The organism is Paraburkholderia sp. BR10141, from assembly GCF_056155635.1.
In genome coordinates this window covers 63,940-82,969 of record NZ_JBMIQH010000013.1, presented here as the reverse complement: position 1 = coordinate 82,969, position 19,030 = coordinate 63,940, and the positions used below count along the sequence as shown (strand labels likewise).

At 66.1% G+C, this 19,030-nt stretch carries 21 protein-coding genes; 19 read left to right on the top strand and 2 right to left on the bottom strand.

Annotated elements, in window-relative coordinates; all coding sequences use genetic code 11:
- Positions 1 to 88: 88 nt before the first annotated feature.
- Complete coding sequence (locus tag ACOJB8_RS19450; RefSeq protein ID WP_069266119.1) at positions 89 to 1,054, top strand: LysR family transcriptional regulator; 966 nt, start codon at positions 89 to 91, stop codon at positions 1,052 to 1,054.
- On the opposite strand, the gene ACOJB8_RS19445 is transcribed toward ACOJB8_RS19450, so the two are convergent.
- Positions 1,051 to 1,836, bottom strand: coding sequence for a DinB family protein (locus ACOJB8_RS19445; protein WP_342947106.1), 786 nt, complete (start codon positions 1,834 to 1,836; stop codon positions 1,051 to 1,053). The genes ACOJB8_RS19450 and ACOJB8_RS19445 overlap by 4 nt on opposite strands.
- A gap of 168 nt (positions 1,837 to 2,004) precedes the next feature.
- Between ACOJB8_RS19445 and ACOJB8_RS19440 the strand changes: the two genes are divergently transcribed.
- The 10 genes from ACOJB8_RS19440 (at position 2,005) to ACOJB8_RS19395 (ending at position 10,168) form a co-directional block, all read left to right on the top strand.
- Positions 2,005 to 2,748, top strand: coding sequence for an IclR family transcriptional regulator (locus ACOJB8_RS19440; RefSeq protein WP_069266121.1), 744 nt, complete (start codon positions 2,005 to 2,007; stop codon positions 2,746 to 2,748).
- Between the two features lie 64 nt (positions 2,749 to 2,812).
- On the top strand, positions 2,813 to 3,865 hold the full coding sequence (locus ACOJB8_RS19435) for a cyclase family protein (RefSeq protein ID WP_342947105.1): 1,053 nt from the start codon (positions 2,813 to 2,815) through the stop codon (positions 3,863 to 3,865).
- Between the two features lie 45 nt (positions 3,866 to 3,910).
- Positions 3,911 to 4,612 (top strand): SDR family oxidoreductase, encoded by a 702-nt coding sequence (locus tag ACOJB8_RS19430; protein WP_069266123.1) that lies wholly within the window; start codon positions 3,911 to 3,913, stop codon positions 4,610 to 4,612.
- Positions 4,613 to 4,614: 2 nt separating this feature from the next.
- Positions 4,615 to 5,595 carry a 3-hydroxyacyl-CoA dehydrogenase gene (locus ACOJB8_RS19425; protein WP_342947104.1) on the top strand — a complete coding sequence of 327 codons (981 nt, stop codon included), beginning with the start codon at positions 4,615 to 4,617 and terminating at the stop codon, positions 5,593 to 5,595.
- 68 nt (positions 5,596 to 5,663) lie between these two features.
- A complete protein-coding gene (locus ACOJB8_RS19420) occupies positions 5,664 to 6,995 on the top strand; it encodes a short-chain fatty acid transporter (RefSeq protein ID WP_342947103.1) in 1,332 nt (443 codons plus the stop codon).
- A gap of 56 nt (positions 6,996 to 7,051) precedes the next feature.
- On the top strand, positions 7,052 to 7,336 hold the full coding sequence (gene catC / locus ACOJB8_RS19415) for a muconolactone Delta-isomerase (RefSeq protein ID WP_069266126.1): 285 nt from the start codon (positions 7,052 to 7,054) through the stop codon (positions 7,334 to 7,336).
- A 12-nt stretch (positions 7,337 to 7,348) separates the two neighbouring features.
- Positions 7,349 to 7,645 carry a YciI family protein gene (locus ACOJB8_RS19410; RefSeq protein ID WP_069266127.1) on the top strand — a complete coding sequence of 99 codons (297 nt, stop codon included), beginning with the start codon at positions 7,349 to 7,351 and terminating at the stop codon, positions 7,643 to 7,645.
- A 251-nt stretch (positions 7,646 to 7,896) separates the two neighbouring features.
- Positions 7,897 to 8,073 carry a DUF1328 family protein gene (locus ACOJB8_RS19405; RefSeq protein ID WP_028203043.1) on the top strand — a complete coding sequence of 59 codons (177 nt, stop codon included), beginning with the start codon at positions 7,897 to 7,899 and terminating at the stop codon, positions 8,071 to 8,073.
- Positions 8,074 to 8,138: 65 nt separating this feature from the next.
- Positions 8,139 to 8,297, top strand: a complete 159-nt coding sequence (locus ACOJB8_RS19400; protein ID WP_342947101.1) for a hypothetical protein — start codon at positions 8,139 to 8,141, stop codon at positions 8,295 to 8,297.
- Positions 8,298 to 8,488: 191 nt separating this feature from the next.
- Positions 8,489 to 10,168: a purple acid phosphatase family protein gene (locus ACOJB8_RS19395; protein WP_342947100.1), complete on the top strand. Its 1,680-nt coding sequence runs from the start codon at positions 8,489 to 8,491 to the stop codon at positions 10,166 to 10,168.
- 36 nt (positions 10,169 to 10,204) lie between these two features.
- Here the strand turns inward: ACOJB8_RS19395 and shc are convergent, their stop codons facing one another.
- Positions 10,205 to 12,241: a squalene--hopene cyclase gene (gene shc / locus ACOJB8_RS19390; RefSeq protein ID WP_342947099.1), complete on the bottom strand. Its 2,037-nt coding sequence runs from the start codon at positions 12,239 to 12,241 to the stop codon at positions 10,205 to 10,207.
- A gap of 63 nt (positions 12,242 to 12,304) precedes the next feature.
- Between shc and ACOJB8_RS19385 the strand changes: the two genes are divergently transcribed.
- The 8 genes from ACOJB8_RS19385 (at position 12,305) to ACOJB8_RS19350 (ending at position 18,999) form a co-directional block, all read left to right on the top strand.
- Positions 12,305 to 13,021 (top strand): TetR/AcrR family transcriptional regulator, encoded by a 717-nt coding sequence (locus ACOJB8_RS19385; RefSeq protein WP_069266187.1) that lies wholly within the window; start codon positions 12,305 to 12,307, stop codon positions 13,019 to 13,021.
- Between the two features lie 118 nt (positions 13,022 to 13,139).
- Positions 13,140 to 14,099 (top strand): 4-hydroxyproline epimerase, encoded by a 960-nt coding sequence (locus ACOJB8_RS19380; protein ID WP_342947186.1) that lies wholly within the window; start codon positions 13,140 to 13,142, stop codon positions 14,097 to 14,099.
- The gene (locus tag ACOJB8_RS19375) at positions 14,099 to 15,256 is read left to right on the top strand and encodes an NAD(P)/FAD-dependent oxidoreductase (RefSeq protein ID WP_475013844.1); all 1,158 of its coding nucleotides are present in this window, start codon (positions 14,099 to 14,101) and stop codon (positions 15,254 to 15,256) included. Before ACOJB8_RS19380 ends, ACOJB8_RS19375 begins: the two co-directional genes overlap by 1 nt.
- Positions 15,249 to 15,524, top strand: a complete 276-nt coding sequence (locus tag ACOJB8_RS19370; RefSeq protein WP_342947098.1) for a 2Fe-2S iron-sulfur cluster-binding protein — start codon at positions 15,249 to 15,251, stop codon at positions 15,522 to 15,524. The genes ACOJB8_RS19375 and ACOJB8_RS19370 overlap by 8 nt, the downstream gene beginning before the upstream one ends.
- Complete coding sequence (locus tag ACOJB8_RS19365; RefSeq protein WP_342947097.1) at positions 15,521 to 16,789, top strand: FAD/NAD(P)-binding oxidoreductase; 1,269 nt, start codon at positions 15,521 to 15,523, stop codon at positions 16,787 to 16,789. The genes ACOJB8_RS19370 and ACOJB8_RS19365 overlap by 4 nt, the downstream gene beginning before the upstream one ends.
- An 89-nt stretch (positions 16,790 to 16,878) precedes the next feature.
- Positions 16,879 to 17,661 carry an AraC family transcriptional regulator gene (locus ACOJB8_RS19360; protein ID WP_342947096.1) on the top strand — a complete coding sequence of 261 codons (783 nt, stop codon included), beginning with the start codon at positions 16,879 to 16,881 and terminating at the stop codon, positions 17,659 to 17,661.
- 173 nt (positions 17,662 to 17,834) lie between these two features.
- The gene (locus ACOJB8_RS19355) at positions 17,835 to 18,749 is read left to right on the top strand and encodes a dihydrodipicolinate synthase family protein (RefSeq protein WP_342947095.1); all 915 of its coding nucleotides are present in this window, start codon (positions 17,835 to 17,837) and stop codon (positions 18,747 to 18,749) included.
- Between the two features lie 94 nt (positions 18,750 to 18,843).
- Positions 18,844 to 18,999, top strand: coding sequence for a hypothetical protein (locus ACOJB8_RS19350; protein WP_342947094.1), 156 nt, complete (start codon positions 18,844 to 18,846; stop codon positions 18,997 to 18,999).
- Positions 19,000 to 19,030 lie beyond the last annotated feature (31 nt).

Here is a 19,030-nt window from a genome sequence, read left to right as displayed (position 1 = left end):
CGAATGAGGCGATTCTAGAGAGACCTCATAACCTGCTCATTTTGATTTAGTATGGGGCCATCATTTTTTGGTAATACCCTGGGGAATCGTGTCTTTCAGCATTGACGACGTGACGAGGCGGTTGAATACGCGCCTGAAAATGCGCCATCTGGTCCTGCTCCTGCAGATCCGCCAGCACGGCTCGCTCACGCGCGTGGCGGAACACATGGCGACGAGCCAGCCCGCCGTCACCAACGCGCTGGCTGAAATGGAGAGCATGTTCGGCGCGCCGCTCTTCGACCGCACGCCGCGCGGTATGACGCCTACAGCGCTCGGCAATGTGGTGCTCGCACGTGCCCAGGCCATGCTGCACGACCTGGACCACCTCGCGCGCGACATCGAAGCCGTGGTGGCCGGCCACGCCACGCGCGTGCACGTGGGCGTGATTCCGTTCATCTCGGGGCGCACGCTCGCCGCCGCCATTCGCCTCACGCAGTCGCGGCTGCCGCAACGCGTCACCATGACGATTCATGAAGGCACGAGCGACGCACTCCTGCCGCAACTGCGCGACCATACGCTCGATATCGTGATCGGGCGCGCGTCTTCGGCGGTCGACGTCTCGCAGTTGCGCTTCGAGGTGCTGCATCAGCAAAAGCCGCGGCTCATCGCCAGCCGCCGGCTCGCGGCGCGGCTCGCGCGCGGCAAGCTCGACTGGGAAAAACTTGTCGAACTGGACTGGATCCTGGGCGCGCCGCACACGCCCATCCGCGAGCAGATTTCCGACCTCTTCCTGCATGCGGGCGTGGCGCCGCCCGTGCCGATCGTGGAGAGCTACACGTCGCGGCTGATCGGCGAGATGATCAGCACGAACGAGAACGCCGTGTCGATCGTGCCCGCCGATATCGCCGAGGAACTCGTGCACTTCGCGGGCGTGGCGATCGTGCCGTACACGCTCGACTGGACGCTGCCGCCGGTTGCGATGTTCACACGCGCGGGCGTGCTGCGCGACGTCGACGCCACCTTCGGGCAGTCGCTGCGCGAGCTGTACCAGGAGGCCGAAAAGGCGCGGGGTTAAGCCGCTTCCTGCAGCTCGCTTTCCAGCTCTTCCAGCTCCAGCCCGTGCGTACGGTCGTGGTCGAGCAGTTCACGCACGAGTTCTTCCAGCGTCATGCGCCGGACGCCGTCGCGCAGCCCGCAGCGCAAACGCTGCTCGGGCGTGAGGCGTTTGAGCGAGGCGCAAAGACGGCGCCGCCCCTCGCTGAATTCGCCCATTGCGGCGACGAGATCCTGCTTCAAGTATTTGCGTTCTTCCGCGAGCACCGTGCCGTTCACCGATGCGATTTCCGGCAGTTGAGCCTTGCGCACGACACTGAATCGTTCGGCGAAAACGGCGTCGAGATCGCGCAAATGGCACGCGTGCTCGAGCAACGAGAAGCCCGTGCCGCCTGGCCGGCGCGCCCATAGATCCATAGGCACGCGCTTGACGAGCGCCGCGAAGCGCTCCGGCATGGTTGCGAGCGCTTCGATCACCGCTTCGAACGGCAGGACCACCGGCTGCGCGCTGAACACCGCACCATAGCTGAAAAGCGCCCCGCTCACGCGGCCCCGCGCCTGAGCGACTTCGTGGCCGTGGCGGCGCATCACCTCGGCAACCAGCGCGCCGCAGTATTGGCGCGCTGTGGTGTCTTCGCCGATTTCCGGAAACTTCTGCGCGATTTCCTCGGCCACGGCGGCAATCGCCGCCACGCCGACGCGTGAGAGCACTGCGTACTCCACATAGCGCCCAGGCGCGTCGATCAAGGCTTCCAGCTGGCTGGCGAGCGGTGTCGCCTTGAAACGGTCGAAGCGTGAATGCACATTGCCTCCTAATAGCTCGAATCGTAACGTATCAATACGATACGTTACAAAACGCGAAGCGGCAAGTGCTGGAACGCAAACGGGGCGCGGACTTGATCGACGCGCCGATTTAGGTGTTTACCCGTAATCGTATTGTCAGCTGGTTATCGGTATGTCGATAATGCTCTCATGGATGTGAAAACTGCAGTGCGCGTCTTCGACGTGATCAACCTCTTTGCCGAAGTCCGGCAACCGATGATCTACAGCGAGATTGCGCGTCGAACCGAGATCCCGCTGTCGAGCTGCCACGCGCTGTTGCAGACGATGGTGGCCAAAGGCTATCTGTACGCGCCGGGCGTGAAGGCGGGCTACTACCCCACGCAGCGTCTTCTGCATGTGGCGCGCGACATCTGCAGCGAGGACCCGCTCACGCTGATGTTCCAGCCGCTGCTTTCCGCGTTGCGCGACGCAACCGGCGAAACCGCCGCGCTCGCCACGCTTGCGGGCAACCGCGTGGTCTATCTCGACGTGATGGAGTCGCGCCAGAAGATCCGCTACAGCGACGAGCCGGGCGGCTTCATGACCATTGCGAGCGCCGCGGGCAAGGCGCTGCTCGGCGCGCTCGCTCCGGCCGCGCGCCGCAAACTGCTCGACAGTTGCGAGCCGCAGCTGCACTCGGCCAACGGCGCGGTGATCGAGCGCGGCGCGTTCGAGCGCGATGTCGAGCAGGGCGTGACGGACGGCTGGCATCGCTCGACGGGCGAGAGCGTGGAGGACGTAGCCGGCCTCGCGCGCGGTTTCCTGATCCATGGCGAGGCGTTTGCGCTCGTCATCGGCGCGCCCAAGGCGCGCCTTCTCAAGAACGAGCAGAACGCCGTGAAGGCGTTGCTCGAGGTGTACGCGCAAATCCCGCCAACGCTGTTAGCCGCGTGAGGCGTCTCGGGCACTGACTGCAGCGATGCGCGAAGCGCGAATTTCCTGAAGTGGAGGGTAAAGCATGCGTTGGAAGAACCGGCCGCAAGGCTCGAACTGGGGCGACTTCGGTCCCGACGATCAATTGGGGCGCCCCAACCTCATCGGCGCCGAGCAGGTGATCAAGGGCGCGCAGGAAATTCGCGCGGGCCTCACGTTCACCCTTTCGCTGCCGCTCGACTTTCCCGGCGACAGCAAGCTCAACGTGCGCCGCCATCCGCCGGTGCTGCGCCCTACCTTCCGCGACGGCCTGCCCTACGTGAACTTCCCGTTCGCGCGGAACGTTGCGGGCGCGACCGACGTGGTGAGCGACGACCAGGTACTGCTCTCGCTTCAATACTCCACGCAGTGGGATTCGCTCGCGCACGTGGGCGCACGCTTCGACGCCAACGGCGACGGCGTGGCCGAAAGCGTCTACTACAACGGCTTTCGCGCGAACGTGGACGTGGTCGGCCCGATGGAATATCGCGCGGAAGACAACTTCGCGCCTCACGCGTGCGGGGGAGAGCATAGCCATGCCGATGTGCTCGGCATCGAGCATCTTGCCGTGAAGGGCATGCAAGGGCGCGGCGTGCTGATCGATTTCGCCGCGCATTTTGGCCGCGAGTTTCGCACCGTGGGCTACGACGACCTGATGCGCGTGATCGAGGCCGACGGCGTGGAAGTCGAGCGCGGCGACATGCTCGTGCTGCGCACCGGTTTCGCGGAGATGGTGCTCGAAATGAACCGCCAGCCCGACGAAGCCGTGTTGTCGAGCCACTGCAGCGCACTCGACGGGCGCGACGAGCGCCTGCTGCAATGGATCACCGATTCTGGCATCGCGGCGCTCGCTGCCGACAACTACGCAGTCGAACGCTACCCCGCGCGTGCGCCCGCCACACCCGGCGATCACCCGCTCATGCCGCTGCATCACCACTGTCTCTTCAAGCTCGGCCTGCCGCTGGGCGAGCTTTGGTATTTGCGCGATCTCGCCCTGTGGCTGCGCGAGCACCGGCGCTCGCGCTTCATGCTCACCGCGCCGCCGCTGCGGCTGCCTGGGGCCATGGGCTCGCCCGTCACGCCGGTCGCCACGGTTTGACGAACTGCTTCGCTATCCTCTGTTTTATCCGCATTCCCGAAAAACATGGCTAAAGAAAGAGTCCTGATTACCGGCGGCGCCGCCGGCATCGGCGCCGCGTGCGCCGCGCGCTGCGCGGCCGATGGCTACGAAGCCGTCGTGATCGACCGCGTGGGCGACGGCATCATCGCCGATCTCTCCGACACCGAGGCAACGGCAGCCGCACTCGCCCGCGCGCTGGAAGGCGGCCCGATCACGCGCCTCATCAACAACGTGGGCGTGGTCGTGCCCAATGACGCCGAGCACCAGTCGCTCGAAGAACTCGAACGCGCATGGGCCCTCAACGTGCGCTGCGCGCAGCAGTGCATGCAGGCGCTGTTGCCCGGCATGAAGGCGGCGCGCTTCGGGCGCATCGTCAACATGTCGTCGCGCGCCGCGCTCGGTAAAGAGCTGCGTACGGCCTATTCGGCCACCAAGGCCGCGTTGATCGGCATGACGCGCGTGTGGGCGCTCGAACTCGGCGCATTCGGCGTGACCGCGAACGCCATTGGGCCGGGCCCGATTCGCACCGAACTGTTCGACCGCGCCAACCCGCCCGGCGCGCCGCGCACCGAAGCGATCATCAACGCCGTGCCGGTCAAACGTGTAGGTACCCCCGACGATGTCGCGCACGCCGCCTCGTATCTGCTCGACGCGCGCAGCGGTTTCGTGACCGGCCAGGTGCTCTACGTGTGCGGCGGCATGACCGTTGGCGTCGCGGGAGTCTGACGATGGCGGCCCTCGAAACGCCTGCACAACCATGCGAACCGCGCCGCGCCGGCATCGTCGGCGCGGGCAGCATCGGCGTGGCGTTCGCGATCTGCTTTGCGCGGGCCGGCTGGCGCGTGCGCCTCTACGATCCCGACGCGGCACGCCGCGCCGCCGCGCCTGAAGAGATTGCGCTGCGCCTCGACGCTCTTACGCAATACGCGCTGCTCGACGAAAGCGCACAGCAAATCGCCACACGCGTCGCGATCGTCGACACGCTCGAAGCCGCGGTGGCGCACGCCGATCTCGTGCAGGAATGCGCACCGGAGCGCGCCGAACTCAAGCGCGAAATCTTCGCGCAGCTCGACCGCGCCACGCCGCCCGAAGCGATCCTCGCGAGCGCTTCGTCGTTTCTCGCGGCTTCGAAATTCGTCGACGCTACACTGCCGGGTCGCGCGCGCTGCCTCGTTGCCCATCCCGGCAACCCGCCCTACCTCGTACCCGTGATCGAGGTCGTGCCCGCACCGTTCACGTCCGAAGCGGCGACCACGCGCGCGATCGCGCTCTACGCCGAAGCGGGCATGAAGCCCGTGCGCGTAAAGCACGAAGTGGAAGGCTTCATCTTCAACCGCCTGCAAGGCGCCGTGCTGCGTGAAGCGTATTGCCTCGTGCGCGACGGCGTCGCGTCGGTGGAAGACATCGACACCGTGATGCGTGAAGGCCTCGGCCCGCGCTGGTCGGTGATCGGCCCGTTCGAGACCGTCGATCTGAACACGCGCGGCGGCATCGCCTCGCATGCGCAGAAGATGGGTCCCTCGTACGCGCGCATGGGCGCCGAGCGCGGCCAGCACGACCCGTGGACGCCCGAACTCGTCGCCGAGGTCGAGGCGGCGAGACGCGCGGCATTGCCGCTCGATCAATGGGACGAGCGCGTGGCCTGGCGCGACCGCCAGCTCATGCATCTCGCCCGCCATCGCAAGACCCAAAGCCACGACGACTCATAAGCGCATCGAACACGCGCCGAGAGCCGAAGAGACCCGACAACTATTACATTTCAGATAGAGACACTTCCATGCAGAAAGTCACCGCTTTCTTTACCGAGCTGATGCGCCGGTATTTGCCCGATCCGTTCGTCTTCGCGATCGGCCTCACCCTGCTGACGATGGCCCTTGCCGTGATCGTGCAAGGACAAGCCGTCACGGCGCTCACCACGAGCTGGGGCAAGGGCTTCTGGGCGCTGCTCGCGTTCACCACACAAATGGCGGTGATTCTCGCGATGGGCTACGTGCTCGCGACCGCGCCGCTCACCGACCGCTTTCTGAACCGCCTGGTGGCGCGCGTGAACGATCCGCGCATGGCGATCATCGTCGCGACGCTGGTGGGCGGCATCGGCAGCTATCTGAACTGGGGCTTCGGCCTCGTGGTGGGTGGGATCGTCGCGCGCAAGCTCGCGCTGCGCGTGAAAGGCGTGCACTACCCGCTCATCATCGCTTCGGCCTATAGCGGCTTTACGCTCTACGGCCTCGGGCTTTCCGCCAGCATTCCCGTGCTGATCTCCACGAAGGGGCATCCGCTCGAGGCGCAGATGGGCGTCATTCCGCTCTCCGAAACGATTTTCTCGCCCACCATGCTCATCACGAGCCTCGTGACCCTCATCACGCTGCCGCTGCTGAACGCATGGCTGCACCCGAAGCCGGGTCAGCCGATCAAGGAAATCGACCGCGCCCAGGAAGAAAAGCAGCAGAAGGCCGCCGCGCTCGGCGTGGATCTCGACGAAGGCAACACGCTCGCCAACCGCCTGAACAACAGCCGTCTTCTGAGCTACGTGATCGGCCTGATCGGCATGGGCTATGTCGCGCTGCACTTCGTGCAGGGCGGCTCGATCGACCTGAACCTCATCAACTTCTTCATTCTGTTCCTCGGCATCCTGCTGCTCGGCACGCCGATCCGCTATGTGGAGAAGCTCAACGAAGGCATTCGCACGATCAGCGGCATCATTCTGCAGTACCCGTTCTACGCGGGCATCATGGCGATCATGGCGTCTTCGGGTCTGGTCAATACGTTTTCCGAAGCGTTCGTGAAGGTCGCGACGCCGGGCACGCTGCCGTTCTGGGGCTTGATCAGTTCGTTCGTGATCAACTTCTTCGCGCCTTCGGGCGGCGGCCACTGGGTCATCCAGGGACCGTTCATGATCGAAGCGGCGAAGACCATCGGCGCCTCCGTGGGCCATACCTCGACGGCCGTGATGCTCGGCAACGCATGGAACGACCTCGTGCAGCCGTTCTGGATCTTGCCCGCGCTTGCGCTTTCGAAGCTCAAGCTCAAGGACATCATGGGCTACACGGTCATCATGATGTTCTGGATCGGCATCGTGTATTCGGTTGCGATTCTCGCCTGGGGCTGATTGGCTCTCCCTTATAGGCGCCCCTTTCTGAACCCCATCCTCACCGGAGACTATTCATGCTGTTTCTTGTGCACATGCAGGTGCAGATTCCGCACGGCACCGACGCCGCCTTCGCCGACGCCCTCAAGGCCGAGGAAAAAGCGTTTTCGCAGAAGCTGCAACGAGAAGGCAAATGGCGCCACCTGTGGCGCGTGGCCGGCGAATATGCGAATTACAGCGTGTTCGATGTCGAATCGAACGACGAACTCCATACGCTGCTGACCGCGCTGCCGCTCTTCCCGTTCCTGAAGATCAGCGTGACGCCGCTCGCCCAGCATCCGTCGGCCATCGTGCCGAATTAAGAGGAACGCGCCATGCCTTTTCTCATCGAAACGTTCGACAAGCCCGGTCACGCCGAAGTGCGCGCACGCGAGCGCGATTCACATCTGGCGTTTCTCGCGCAAAACAAGGCGCTGTTGCTGGCCTGCGGCGCGAAGCTCAACGACGACGGGAGCAGCGCAGGCGGCGGCATCTATATCGTCGATCTCGAAACGCGCGAGGAAGCCGAGCGCTTCATCGCGCAGGATCCGTTCACGCATGTCGGGCTGTTCGAGAGCGTGAAGATCGTTCGCTGGCGCAAGGCCTATATTGACGGAACCTCCTACCTGTAAGCGCAACGCACCTGCAGTCCCGCAAACGTTAAGTTCGTTTTTCGACCTCGACGGCGCCGTGCTCCCCTGTACGGCGCCGTTTTGGCCCGGCGTGTGCCTCCGCACGCCGGGCCGTTTTTCATTCCCGCCCGGTTAGGCGCCTGGCTGCGTGCCCCGGTGCTGGGCACATCGATTGCTGAGCAGGTGCGCTGTCAGTCCATCAAGCAGCGCGGCCCATGTGGCGGCGCCTTCACGCGAGGAGGAAACCGATCATGCTAAAAATGGCCCTGTTCTTTGCCGTGATCGCCGTGATCGCGGCCCTGTTTGGCTTCACGGGTATTGCGGCCGGCGCGGCCGCGATTGCGAAGATCCTGTTCTTTATCTTTGTGGTGCTGTGCGTGGTATTCCTCGTGATCGCACTCGTGGTTACGAAGAAGATCGTCGATTGACCGAAGCGCGAACGACGCCCGGCGCGGGCGGCAGCTAGACGATCGGGCCGGCAAAGGTGGGGCTCGTGTTCACGCGCACGATGGTTGCCGAGCCCACGCAGACCGCCCGGGGTGGCTCGCTCAATGCGTTCGACGCCGACTACCTGAGGTTCAATAACTTCCCGAGCAATACGCAAGCAGTCGTCGCGGCAGGCATGCGCCTGAAGTTCCAAGCCCATGCTTAACGGCCAAGCGCGGGCCGCGCGATGCAAGCGCGGCCCGTCGTGCTCCGTAAAATAAGGGCAGTGTCATCGCCAGGTCATGCAAGCGCGCCATCGTTTCGCAGACACTCACCCTGCGATGCTTGCGCCCGCGCGCGTCAGTCATGCAAGTCCGCCAGCGCAGGCTTCGCCTTCTGCTCCCGAGGCGAGACGACATGACGAATAAAGACATCCCCGAGAATGCATCCACCGAAAGCGGCGCCAGTGTCTCGCGCCGCGGCTTCCTCAAGCTCGCCGGCGCTTCCGGCTTCGCGAGCGCGGCCAGCGCTTTCGCGGGCAGTGCGAAAGCCGACGCCGCCGCAGCCGACGGCACGCCCGAGCAGATCCACCTCACCTGGGGCGAAGATCCGACACGCGAAGTCGTCGTTTCGTGGGCATCGCTCGCCTCCTCCACGAATCCGCGCGTGATCTACAGCGCCGATCGCGGCAAACACGAGACGGTGCACGCCATTCAACGCACCTATACCGACGGGCTCACCGGCGTCGTCGTCTTCACGTATCACGCGCGGCTGCGCGGGCTGGACCCGGCCACGACCTACCGCTACGAAGTCACCGCCGATAACGACAGCCACGCGAGCAGCCCGTTTTCGTCGAGCTTCACCACGGCGCCGCGCGGGCGCGTAAAGTTCCGCTTCACGAGCTACGGCGACCTCGCCACGCCGAACACGGGCTGGGTGCTGTCGTCGCCGCAAAGCCGCTTCGCCGTCGAGGCCGTGGAGCGCTTCCAGCCGCTCTTTCATCTGCTCAATGGCGACCTCTGCTATGCGAACCTGAATCCCGCGCACCAGACCGACGTGTGGCGCGACTTCGGCAACAACAATCAGACGTCGTCCGCGAATCGTCCTTGGATGCCGTGCCCCGGCAATCACGAGATCGAGTTCTACAACGGCCCGCAGGGTCTGAATTCGTATCTCACGCGCTATACACTGCCGCATAACGGCACGCAGTTTTCGGGCCGGTGGTACAGCTTCCGCGTGAGCAACGTGCTGTTCGTCTCGCTCGACGCCGACGACGTGGTCTACCAGGACGCCGCCGCGTTCGTGGCCGGCCCGTCGCCGCTCGTGCCCGCGGCGAGCACGGGCAACGCGCCGGTTCAGCCGGGCACGTCGTTCTACGTGCGCGGCTACAGCAACGGCGTGCAGACGCGCTGGCTCGAGCAAACCTTGAAGCAGGCAAGAGAGGACGACGATATCGACTGGATCGTGGTGCAGATGCACCAGGACGCGCTCAGCTCGTCGAAGACGGGCAACGGCTCGGACAAGGGCATACGCGAAGCGTGGCTGCCCCTCTTCGACCGCTATGGCGTGGATCTCGTGGTGTGCGGCCACGATCACGACTACGAGCGCAGCTACCCGGTGCGCGGCTGCAATCATCACGCGGGCGTCGATGCGAAGACCGGCGCGAGCGTCGACACGCTTCAGCCGCGCCCCGTCACGCACGCTCAGGGCACGGGCAACACCTTCGACACGAGCCACGGCACGATCCACCTGATCCTGGGCGGCGGCGGCACGAGCGCGCCGCTCGACGTGTACGGCGTGGATGCCGGCAACGGCAATCCGCAGGCGCAGGTGTTCACGAAGCCCAATCACCCGGTGGCGGGCACGACCGCGGGCACCTTCGCGCGCCCCACGGCGGATGCGCTCGAAGACGCGATCTGGTCGGCGCAGCGCGATACGGGCACGGGCTATGGCATCGCGGTGTTCGACGTCGATCCCGGCACGCACGGCGGCAAGACGACGATCACGATGAACTACTATCACGCACCCGGTGCGGATCAAACGCCGACCGGCAATTATGAGTTGTTCGAAACGATTACGCTGGCGAAGTCACGCTAAGCGAGCCACGCGGGGCGCTTGCGCCCCGCTTCGAATTCAGACTGCGAGCACAGCTTCTTCCACTTCCCGCACCGCGACCGCACCGGCCGCCAGCCGCCGGTAGCGCGACAGCGCCCACAGCGGGAAATAGGCCGTGTACCCGTGATACTTGAGGTAGTAAATGCGCGGGAACCCCGGCGCATTGTGCGAACGGTGCCACCAGAATCCATCTTCCTGCTGCACGGATAGCAGATACGCCACGCCGCGCCGCACCGATTCGGATTCCCAGTCACCGAACGCCATTTGCGCGAGCAGCGCCCACGCGGTGAAGTTCGACGCGCTTTCGCCGCCGTTGGTGCCGGCAAGGCGCGGGTCGATATAGCTGTCGTTGGTCTCGCCCCAGCCGCCATCGGCATGCTGGCGGGCGCGCAGCCACGCCAGCGCGCGTGCAATGTACGGCTGCTTCGGGTCCTCGCCCGCGAGCGCGAGACCCGCCAGCACGCTCCACGTGCCGTAGATGTAGTTGGTGCCCCAGCGGCCCCACCAGCTGCCGTCGGCTCGCTGGGTGGCCTTCACATATTCGACCGCGCGCGCAAGCGCCGCCTTGTCCTCCTCGCGGCCCGTCACGCCGAAGCACAGCAGCACGCGGCCCGATACGTCTTCCGTAGGCGGGTCGAGCAAGGCGCCGTGATCCGCGAAGGGGATCGCGTTCAGATAGAGGCGGTCGCAATCGGCGTCGAAGGCCCCGAAGCCGCCGTTGCGCGATTGCAGGCCGCGCATCCAGTCGAGCGCGCGCGCGACGCGTGCCGCATACGGGTCGGTGCCCGTTTTGCGCGCCTGCCCAAGGCCACGACGATGGAGCATCGCAGCGACCACGGCGGTATCGTCGATGTCGGGATAGTACGGGTTCTCGTACTGAAAGGCCCAGCCGCCAACCGGCGTGTCGGGCTGCGCGTTCTCGATCCAGTCGCCGCGCACGTCGTCCACCTGACGCTCGGCGAGCCAGTCGTACGCGCGCGCAATGCACCGCTGCAGTTCCTGGTCGCTGAGCGCGGCCGACGCCGGATCGGCGGGCACGACTGTGCACGCCTGCTCGAGCGCCATCGTGCTCCAGGCCGTGTCCCACACCGGCGAGAGACATGGCTGGCAATACACGCTGCCGTCCGGGCGCTCGACGAGCAGCTTTTCCAGCGCGTTCTCGCAATCGCGGCGCAACGGATGATCCTCCGGATACCCAAGCACCTGCATCATCTGGTAGCTGTAGACGATGGGCGGAAAGATGCCGCCCATGCCGTCCTCGCCGTTCATGCGCTCGGCGCACCAGGCCTCGGCATATTTCATGGCGCGCTGGCGCAGCGCGCGCGGCAGCAGCGGCTCGATATGGCGCAGCGCCCGGTCAGCCGCGAGAAAGAACCGGCGGATGCCCTTGCCGCGCGCAAAGTATTCGCGCTCCTTCTCGGGCGGGGTGACGAACAGTTCGGCGATCGATACGTCATGCGGATTGGCCGCGCGCGCCTTCAGCGAACAGAGCGCGAGCAGCGGCACCATGGTCGTGCGCGCCCAGTAGGCGACCTTGTACATCGAAATGGGCACCCACTTCGGGAACAGCACGAATTCGATCGGCATGAACGGCGTGGCGCGCCACGGCACCTGACCGAAGGTGGCGAGCAGAATGCGCGTGAACACGTTGGACTTTGCCGCGCCGCCGAGCTTCAGAATGGTCTCCCGCGCGCGCACCATGTGCGGCGCGTTCGCCGAATCCCCTGCCGCCTTCAGCGCGAAGTACGCCTTCACGCTGCACGAGACATCGGGCGCGCCATCCACGTAGAGATCCCATGCGCCGTGCGTTTGCAAACGCTGGATCGCGCGTAGATAGCGTGCCATCTTCTCCTGACGCACCGTGTCGATCTTGCCCATGAAATGCATCATGAGGATGTATTCGGCGGTGATCGTGGCGTCCGATTCGAGCTCGAAGCACCAGCTGCCATCGGCGTCCTGCTCTCGCACGAGCGCGTCGCGGCCGCGAACGATCGAGGCGTCGAGCGCCGCCACGGCGGCTGCAGAGGCGGTAAAAGGCGGGTTGGAATTTTTCATCGGCGGATCATACCATCCGTACGGAATGTTTAGCAGCAGCGCCTGAATGGTATGATCGCCGCCATGAAAGACTCCTCCGTCAAGGCGCCCGCGCGCGCGACAAGGCGCAGCGCGAAGGCGGCTGACGCAGCGGCCCCCTCGGCTCCGCCGGCCTCCCCGGCCCCGAAACCCCGTTCCCCACGCAAGGACGCGGCGCCCGCCGCCGGCACGCGCCGCAAGAAAGCCCCGGCCCAGGTGCGCGCGCAGTTGCTGCAAGCGGCTTCCGATATCGCCACCGATCAAGGCGTGCCCGCCGTCACGCTCGACGCCGTGGCCGAACGCGCGGGCGTGACCAAAGGCGCGCTGCAGTATCACTTCGCCAACAAGCAGGGCTTGCTCGATGCCCTCTTCGAGCAGACGCTAACGCGCTTCGAGCAGCAGATGCACACGCGCATCGACGAAGGCGTGGCGCAAGGCACGCCGAAACACGGCGCCGCCGCGCGCGCCTACCTGCACACCACCATCGACGAAACGAGCCCTGCCGCCAGCACCAACGTGCTGCGCGTGCTGGTGGCCGCGATGATGACCGATCCCGCGATTCGCGAGCGCTACGCCGCGCCCATGCGCAAGTGGACGCGCCCCGACCCGCTGCCGCTCGAAGCCGCCGCCCGCCTCATGATCTGCCGGCTCGCGGCGGACGGCCTGTGGATCTCCGACCTGCTCGGCTACCAGAACATGCCGCCGCGCCTGCGCGCCGAAGTGGTGCGCCAGCTGGAGCAGCTGGCGCTCGTGAAAGCCTGACGAAAGCACGCGCAAGGGTTCCGCCTCACCGCCGCGCATTCACGCCCGGCGCACTATGCCGAAATCGTCACCGCGCATGGGTCGTTCGAGCAAGACGGCCAAAATGGCGCGACCTACGATTGTCGGCATGAAAGCCCTGACCGTTATCGACTCCCACACGGGCGGCGAGCCCACGCGCCTCGTGATCGACGGCGGCCCCGAGTTGGGCCGCGGCCCGCTCGCCGAACGCCTCGCCGTATTCCGTCGCGACTTCGACCGCGTGCGCGCAGGCGTCGTCAACGAGCCGCGTGGCTCGGACGTGATGGTCGGCGCGCTGCTTTGCGAGCCGCATGATCCGTCCTGCTCTGCCGGCGTGATCTTCTTCAACAACGTCGGTTTTCTCGGCATGTGCGGCCACGGCACCATCGGCCTCATCGCGTCGCTCGCGCATCTCGGGCGCATCGCGCCAGGCGTGCATCGCATCGAAACGCCGGTCGGCAACGTCGAAGCCGAACTGCACGCCGACGGCAGCGTCACCGTGCGCAACGTGCCCGCGTATCGCTACCGCCGGGCCGTGCCGCTCGACGTGCCAGGCTACGGCCGCGTGCACGGCGACATCGCGTGGGGCGGCAACTGGTTCTTCCTCGTCGCCGATCACAACCTGACGCTCGAAGCGCGCAACGTCGAAGCGCTCACCGAAGCCACGTGGGCCATGCGCCAGGCGCTCGAAGCGAACGGCGTGACCGGCACGGACGGCGCGCTGATCGACCATATCGAACTGTTCGCGCACTCGGACGTCGAGGGCATCGACAGCCGCAACTTCGTGCTGTGTCCCGGCAAGGCTTACGACCGTTCGCCGTGCGGCACCGGTACGAGCGCGAAAGTCGCGTGCCTCGCAGCGGACGGCACGCTCGCGCCCGGCGCGCGGTGGCGCCAGGAAAGCATCATCGGCAGCGTGTTCGAAGCCTGCTATGAAATCACGCCCGACCTTCCCGCAGGCCATGTGCGCCCGAGCATACGCGGCAGCGCGCATATTAGCGCGGAGTCCAAACTGATTTTCTCCGACGACGATCCGTTCGCGTGGGGCATTCCCGCGTGATGCAAGGTTCGAGCCGTCGACACGATGTCGTCGTGATCGGCGCGGGCATCGTGGGCGCGGCTTGCGCGCATGAACTCGCGGCGCAGGGCCTGAACGTGCTCGTCATCGAGCGCGCCGGCATAGGCGGCGGCGTGACGGCCGCGGGCATGGGCCACCTCGTCGTGATGGACGACACCCCCGCCGAATTCGCGCTGAGCGCTTGGTCGCTGGCGCTGTGGCACGCGCTGGCGCCGCGTCTCGACGAGCGCCACGCGTTCCTGCGCTGCGGCACGCTCTGGGTCGCCGCCGACGAAGAAGAACTGGCGCTCGCGCAGACGCGTCAGCAGGCGTTGCAACACCAGGGCGTGGCGTGTTCGATGCTCGACGCGCGCCAGTTGCGCAAAGCGGAACCGGGGCTGCGCAAGGGCCTCGTGGGCGGCATGATCGTCGACAACGATGCCGTGGTTTACGCGCCTGCCGTAGCCGCATGGATGCTCGAGCAGCCCGTTAGCGGCCGCTTGACCTGCCGCACGCAGACGCAGGTCGTGCGTATCGACCGCGTGGGCGTACACCTCTCCGATGGCGAGGTCGTCGGCGCGGGCGCGGTATTGATCGCGAACGGCCTGGCGGCGCTCGAGTTGCTACCGCGCCTGCCGCTCCAGGCGAAGAAGGGACACCTCCTCATTACCGATCGCTATCCCGGCGCGATTCGTCATCAGATTCTCGAACTCGGCTACATCAAAAGCGCGCACAACGCGAGCGGCACCTCGGTGGCGTTCAACGTGCAGCCGCGGCCGACCGGTCAATTGCTGATCGGCTCGTCGCGCCAGTTCGACAGCACGGACCCCGCCGTCGAGCCGGCGATTCTCGCGCGCATGCTGCGCCGCGCCGCCGACTATCTGCCGCAACTGCCCGCGCTCAACGCGATCCGCGCATGGACGGGCTTTCGCCCGGCATCGAGCGACGGCATGCCGCTGATCGGCCCCGCGGCGGCGTTCGCCGATGACGACAGCCATCCGTCGACGTGGCTCGCCACCGGGCACGAGGGCCTCGGCGTCACCACGGCGCTCGGCACCGCGAAGCTGATTGCCGCGCAGATGCTCGGACGCGCCGCCGAGATCGACGCGACGCCGTATCTGCCCGCGCGCTTCGCTGACCAGGGGGCCGTGCATGCCTGAAGCCAATACGACCTTGACGATCGACGGTCGCAACGTGGGCGTCGCGCCGGGCAGCTCGGTCGCAGCCGCCATCGCCATTGCCGCGCATGCAGAACACGCAGCGCCCGTCACGCGGTGCTCGGTGAGCGGCGCGCTGCGCGGGCCGTTGTGCGGAATGGGCGTCTGCCAGGAATGCCGCGTCACCATCGACGGCGTGCCGCATCGGCTTGCCTGCCAGACGGTTTGCGTCGCGGGCATGAACGTCGTCACCGGGAATGCGGCACCATGAAGTTCGATATCCTGATCATTGGCGCCGGTCCGGCCGGATTGAACGCCGCGCGCATCGCCGCACAGGCGGGCGCAAGCGTTGCCATCGTCGACGACAATGCGCTGCCCGGCGGCCAGATCTGGCGTCAGGGTCCCGGGCATCGCGCCGCCGGTCCCGCACGCGCCGTACTAGACGCCCTCGCGGCCCGCACCAACGTCACGCTGCTGGGCGCCACCCGCATCGTGCAGGCGCTGCCCGGGCGGCAACTGCTCGCGGAGAGCCCCGACCGTGCGCTCGCGCTCGCTTACGGCAAGCTCATCGTCGCCTCGGGCGCGCGCGAACGCTTCCTGCCTTATCCCGGCTGGACCTTGCCGGGCGTCACGGGCGCGGGCGGCTTGCAGGCGCTCATCAAGGGCGGGATGCCCGTGCGCGGCGAACGCATCGTCATCGCGGGGAGCGGGCCGTTGCTCTGGGCCGCCGCGGTCACCGCGCGCCAGCATGGCGCAACGATCGCCGCCGTCGTCGAGCAGGCGCCGCCCCAGGCGGTGCGCCGCTTCGCGGCAGGCCTCGTCCATACGCCCGCGAAGCTCGCCCAGGCGCTGCGCATGCGCTTCGATCTGCGCGCGACGCCCTACTGGTGCGATGCGTACGTTGCCGAAGCCATCGGCACGACGCGCGTGACGCAGGCGCGCGTGCGGCGCGGCAACGACGACGTGCTGGTCGATTGCGACCGGATCGCATGCGCTTATGGCCTCGTGCCGAATACGGGCATCGGCGCGGCGCTGGGTTGCCGCCTCGAAACCCATGCGGGTTCTCCCGCCATCGCCGTGAACGAATGGCAGCAGACCTCAGCCGAAGCCGTTTACGCGGCCGGCGAATGCACAGGCGTGGGCGGCATGGAACTCGCGGCGGTGGAAGGACGCATCGCCGCGTATGCTGCGCTCGGCGACCACGCGAACGCCCGGCACCTGTTCGCCGAACGCGAGCGTTACCGCCGTTTCGCCACGCGCCTGCACGCGGCGTTCGAACTCGCCCCCGCGTTGCGGGCGCTGCCGCAGCCCGACACTGTGTTTTGCCGTTGCGAAGACGTCGCGTATGGCGACGTCGCGCGCCATACGTCGTGGCGCGACGCCAAGCTGCAGACGCGCTGCGGCATGGGTCCCTGTCAGGGCAAGATTTGCGGCGAGGCGGCGGCGTTCTGTTTCGGCTGGCCGCAAAATGGCCAGCGCCCTCCGTTCTCGCCCGCGCGCATCGACACCTTGCTGCACGTAGAAGCGGCGCAATAGCGCCACACCCGCTTTTTGTTGCAGATGCGCGCGCGTGCGCAAATCGGCACAATGGTATTTTCCGCCGATACCGCCCCAAGCGCCTCGCGATGTCCGAACCGGTCCTGCCCGCCGCCCTCGAAAACGCCACGTTTGCGCAGATGATCGCGCATTTCACCATGTTCGAACCGCTGTTCGACGCCATGCCCGACGTGGTGTTCTTCGTGAAGGATCACGAGGCGCGCTACGTGATCGCCAACACCACGCTCGCCGCGCGCTGCGGTTTCAAGGAGAAACGCGCGCTGCTCGGCAAGACGGCCGAGCAGGTCTTTCCCTCGCGCTTCGGCCACAGCTATACCGCCCAGGACCGGGCCGTGGTGCGGCTCGACAGCAGTCTCATCGACCAGCTCGAACTGCATCTGTATCCGGGCCGGCAGCCGGGCTGGTGTCTCACCTCGAAAGTCCCGCTGCACGACGCGCGCGGCCGCGTGCTGGGCGTGGCGGGCATTTCGCGCGACCTGCAGGCCGCCGAAGGCACGCATCCCGCTTACCAGCGGCTCGCGGTCGCCGCGAAGTACATCCAGGACAACTATGCGCAACCGCTCAAGCTCGCGCACCTGGCGAAGCTCATCAACATGTCGGTGGCGCAGATCGAGCGTTACTTCCACAAGATCTTTCACCTCACGCCCCGCCAGATGCTGCTGAAAACGCGTCTGGATGCGGCCTCGGTGCTGCTCGCGAGCGACCTGAGCATCACCGACATCGCCACGCAGTGCGGTTATAACGATCACAGCGCGTTCACGCGGCAATTCAAGGCCACGGTGGGTGTCACGCCCAGCCAGTACCGCGCGCTGCTGCAAACGCCCGAAAGCGCGCAGGCGTCCGCCGCCTGAGCCTCGCGCGCCCAGGGTTGTCCCTGGGCCGCTGAAGCAAGCGGCGGACTATGCAGATTTCGTCTTTTTGAGGCGCGAAAGGCCTCAAGCGTCAAACGATCTGGACAGCGATACTTCACTCATATTCAACAGGTACCGGCGCGAGCCGCTACGCATTCAAGGAGTGAGTCACAGTGAGCGCTATCCAGTGGAGCGGGGTGTTTCCCGCCGTCAGCACGCAGTTCAAGGCGGACTTCTCGGTCGATATCGACGCCACGCACCGGGTGGTGAGCAATCTCGTCAAGGACGGCGTGTCGGGCCTCGTGGTGTGCGGCACCGTCGGCGAGAACACCTCGCTCGCGACGAGCGAAAAGATTGCGGTGATCGAGGCCGCGCGCGACGCGGCAGGCGGCAAGGTGCCGGTAATCGCGGGCATTGCCGAATTCACCACCGAGTTCGCGCGTCAAACCGTGAAGGAAGCGGCGCGCGTCGGCGTGGACGGCGTGATGGTCATGCCGGCGCTCGTGTATTCCTCGAAGCCGCACGAAACGGCCGCGCATTTCCGCGCCGTGGCGTCGAGCACCGACGTGCCGGTGATGGTCTACAACAATCCGCCGATCTACAAGAACGACGTCACACCCGACATCCTGATCGCTCTTCAGGATTGCGAAAATATCGTCTGCTTCAAGGATTCGTCGGGCGATACGCGCCGCTTCATCGATCTGCGCAACGCCGTGGGCGATCGCTTCGTGCTGTTCGCGGGCCTCGACGACGTAGTGGTCGAAAGCGTGGCCGTGGGCGCGCAAGGCTGGGTCTCGGGCATGTCGAACGTGTTCCCGAAGGAAGGCGAAACGCTGTTCCGCCTCGCGAAGCAAAAGCGCTTTGACGAAGCGCTCGCGCTCTACCACTGGTTCATGCCGCTGCTGCATCTCGACGCGCGCCCCGACCTCGTGCAATGCATCAAGCTGTGCGAGGAACTGGTGGGCCGCGGCAGCGCCGTCACGCGCCCGCCGCGCCTGCCGCTCGAAGGCGAAGCGCTCGCGCATGTGAAGGCCGTGGTCGAGAAGGCGCTCGCCACGCGCCCCGCCCTGCCGGACGTCGGTCTGTAAGCGCTACGCATTCAACGCGCCTCTCTCCCAATCTTCATTCGAATCGCCGAAACCGGGCCACGTTGGCCCGGTTTGTTTTTTTACACGGGATGCCATGTCCGCCACCATCGTCCTCACGCTCGACGAAGTCTTCACGCTCTCGCGCAACGTGCTGCCGCAAGGCATATCCGATGCGTGCGCCGAGCCCACGCTGCGCGATATCGCGCCCGGCGTGCTGGCCGTGGGAGCGTGCCGCTTAAGCACCGGTTAAGCCGGGATGAGCGACAATGTAAGGCTGGGAA

Bases quoted from the DNA above. Each gene is read 5' to 3' on its own strand.
- ACOJB8_RS19420 (WP_342947103.1), top strand. From the start codon at position 5,664: ATGCAGAAAGTCACCGCTTTCTTTACCGAGCTGATGCGCCGGTATTTG.
- ACOJB8_RS19410 (WP_069266127.1), top strand. From the start codon at position 7,349: ATGCCTTTTCTCATCGAAACGTTCGACAAGCCCGGTCACGCCGAAGTG.
- catC (WP_069266126.1), top strand. From the start codon at position 7,052: ATGCTGTTTCTTGTGCACATGCAGGTGCAGATTCCGCACGGCACCGAC.
- ACOJB8_RS19360 (WP_342947096.1), top strand. From the start codon at position 16,879: ATGTCCGAACCGGTCCTGCCCGCCGCCCTCGAAAACGCCACGTTTGCG.
- ACOJB8_RS19405 (WP_028203043.1), top strand. From the start codon at position 7,897: ATGCTAAAAATGGCCCTGTTCTTTGCCGTGATCGCCGTGATCGCGGCC.
- ACOJB8_RS19425 (WP_342947104.1), top strand. From the start codon at position 4,615: ATGGCGGCCCTCGAAACGCCTGCACAACCATGCGAACCGCGCCGCGCC.
- ACOJB8_RS19350 (WP_342947094.1), top strand. From the start codon at position 18,844: ATGTCCGCCACCATCGTCCTCACGCTCGACGAAGTCTTCACGCTCTCG.
- ACOJB8_RS19395 (WP_342947100.1), top strand. From the start codon at position 8,489: ATGACGAATAAAGACATCCCCGAGAATGCATCCACCGAAAGCGGCGCC.
- ACOJB8_RS19435 (WP_342947105.1), top strand. From the start codon at position 2,813: ATGCGTTGGAAGAACCGGCCGCAAGGCTCGAACTGGGGCGACTTCGGT.
- ACOJB8_RS19370 (WP_342947098.1), top strand. From the start codon at position 15,249: ATGCCTGAAGCCAATACGACCTTGACGATCGACGGTCGCAACGTGGGC.
- ACOJB8_RS19375 (WP_475013844.1), top strand. From the start codon at position 14,099: ATGCAAGGTTCGAGCCGTCGACACGATGTCGTCGTGATCGGCGCGGGC.
- ACOJB8_RS19440 (WP_069266121.1), top strand. From the start codon at position 2,005: ATGGATGTGAAAACTGCAGTGCGCGTCTTCGACGTGATCAACCTCTTT.
- shc (WP_342947099.1), bottom strand. From the start codon at position 12,241: ATGAAAAATTCCAACCCGCCTTTTACCGCCTCTGCAGCCGCCGTGGCG.
- ACOJB8_RS19385 (WP_069266187.1), top strand. From the start codon at position 12,305: ATGAAAGACTCCTCCGTCAAGGCGCCCGCGCGCGCGACAAGGCGCAGC.
- ACOJB8_RS19430 (WP_069266123.1), top strand. From the start codon at position 3,911: ATGGCTAAAGAAAGAGTCCTGATTACCGGCGGCGCCGCCGGCATCGGC.
- ACOJB8_RS19365 (WP_342947097.1), top strand. From the start codon at position 15,521: ATGAAGTTCGATATCCTGATCATTGGCGCCGGTCCGGCCGGATTGAAC.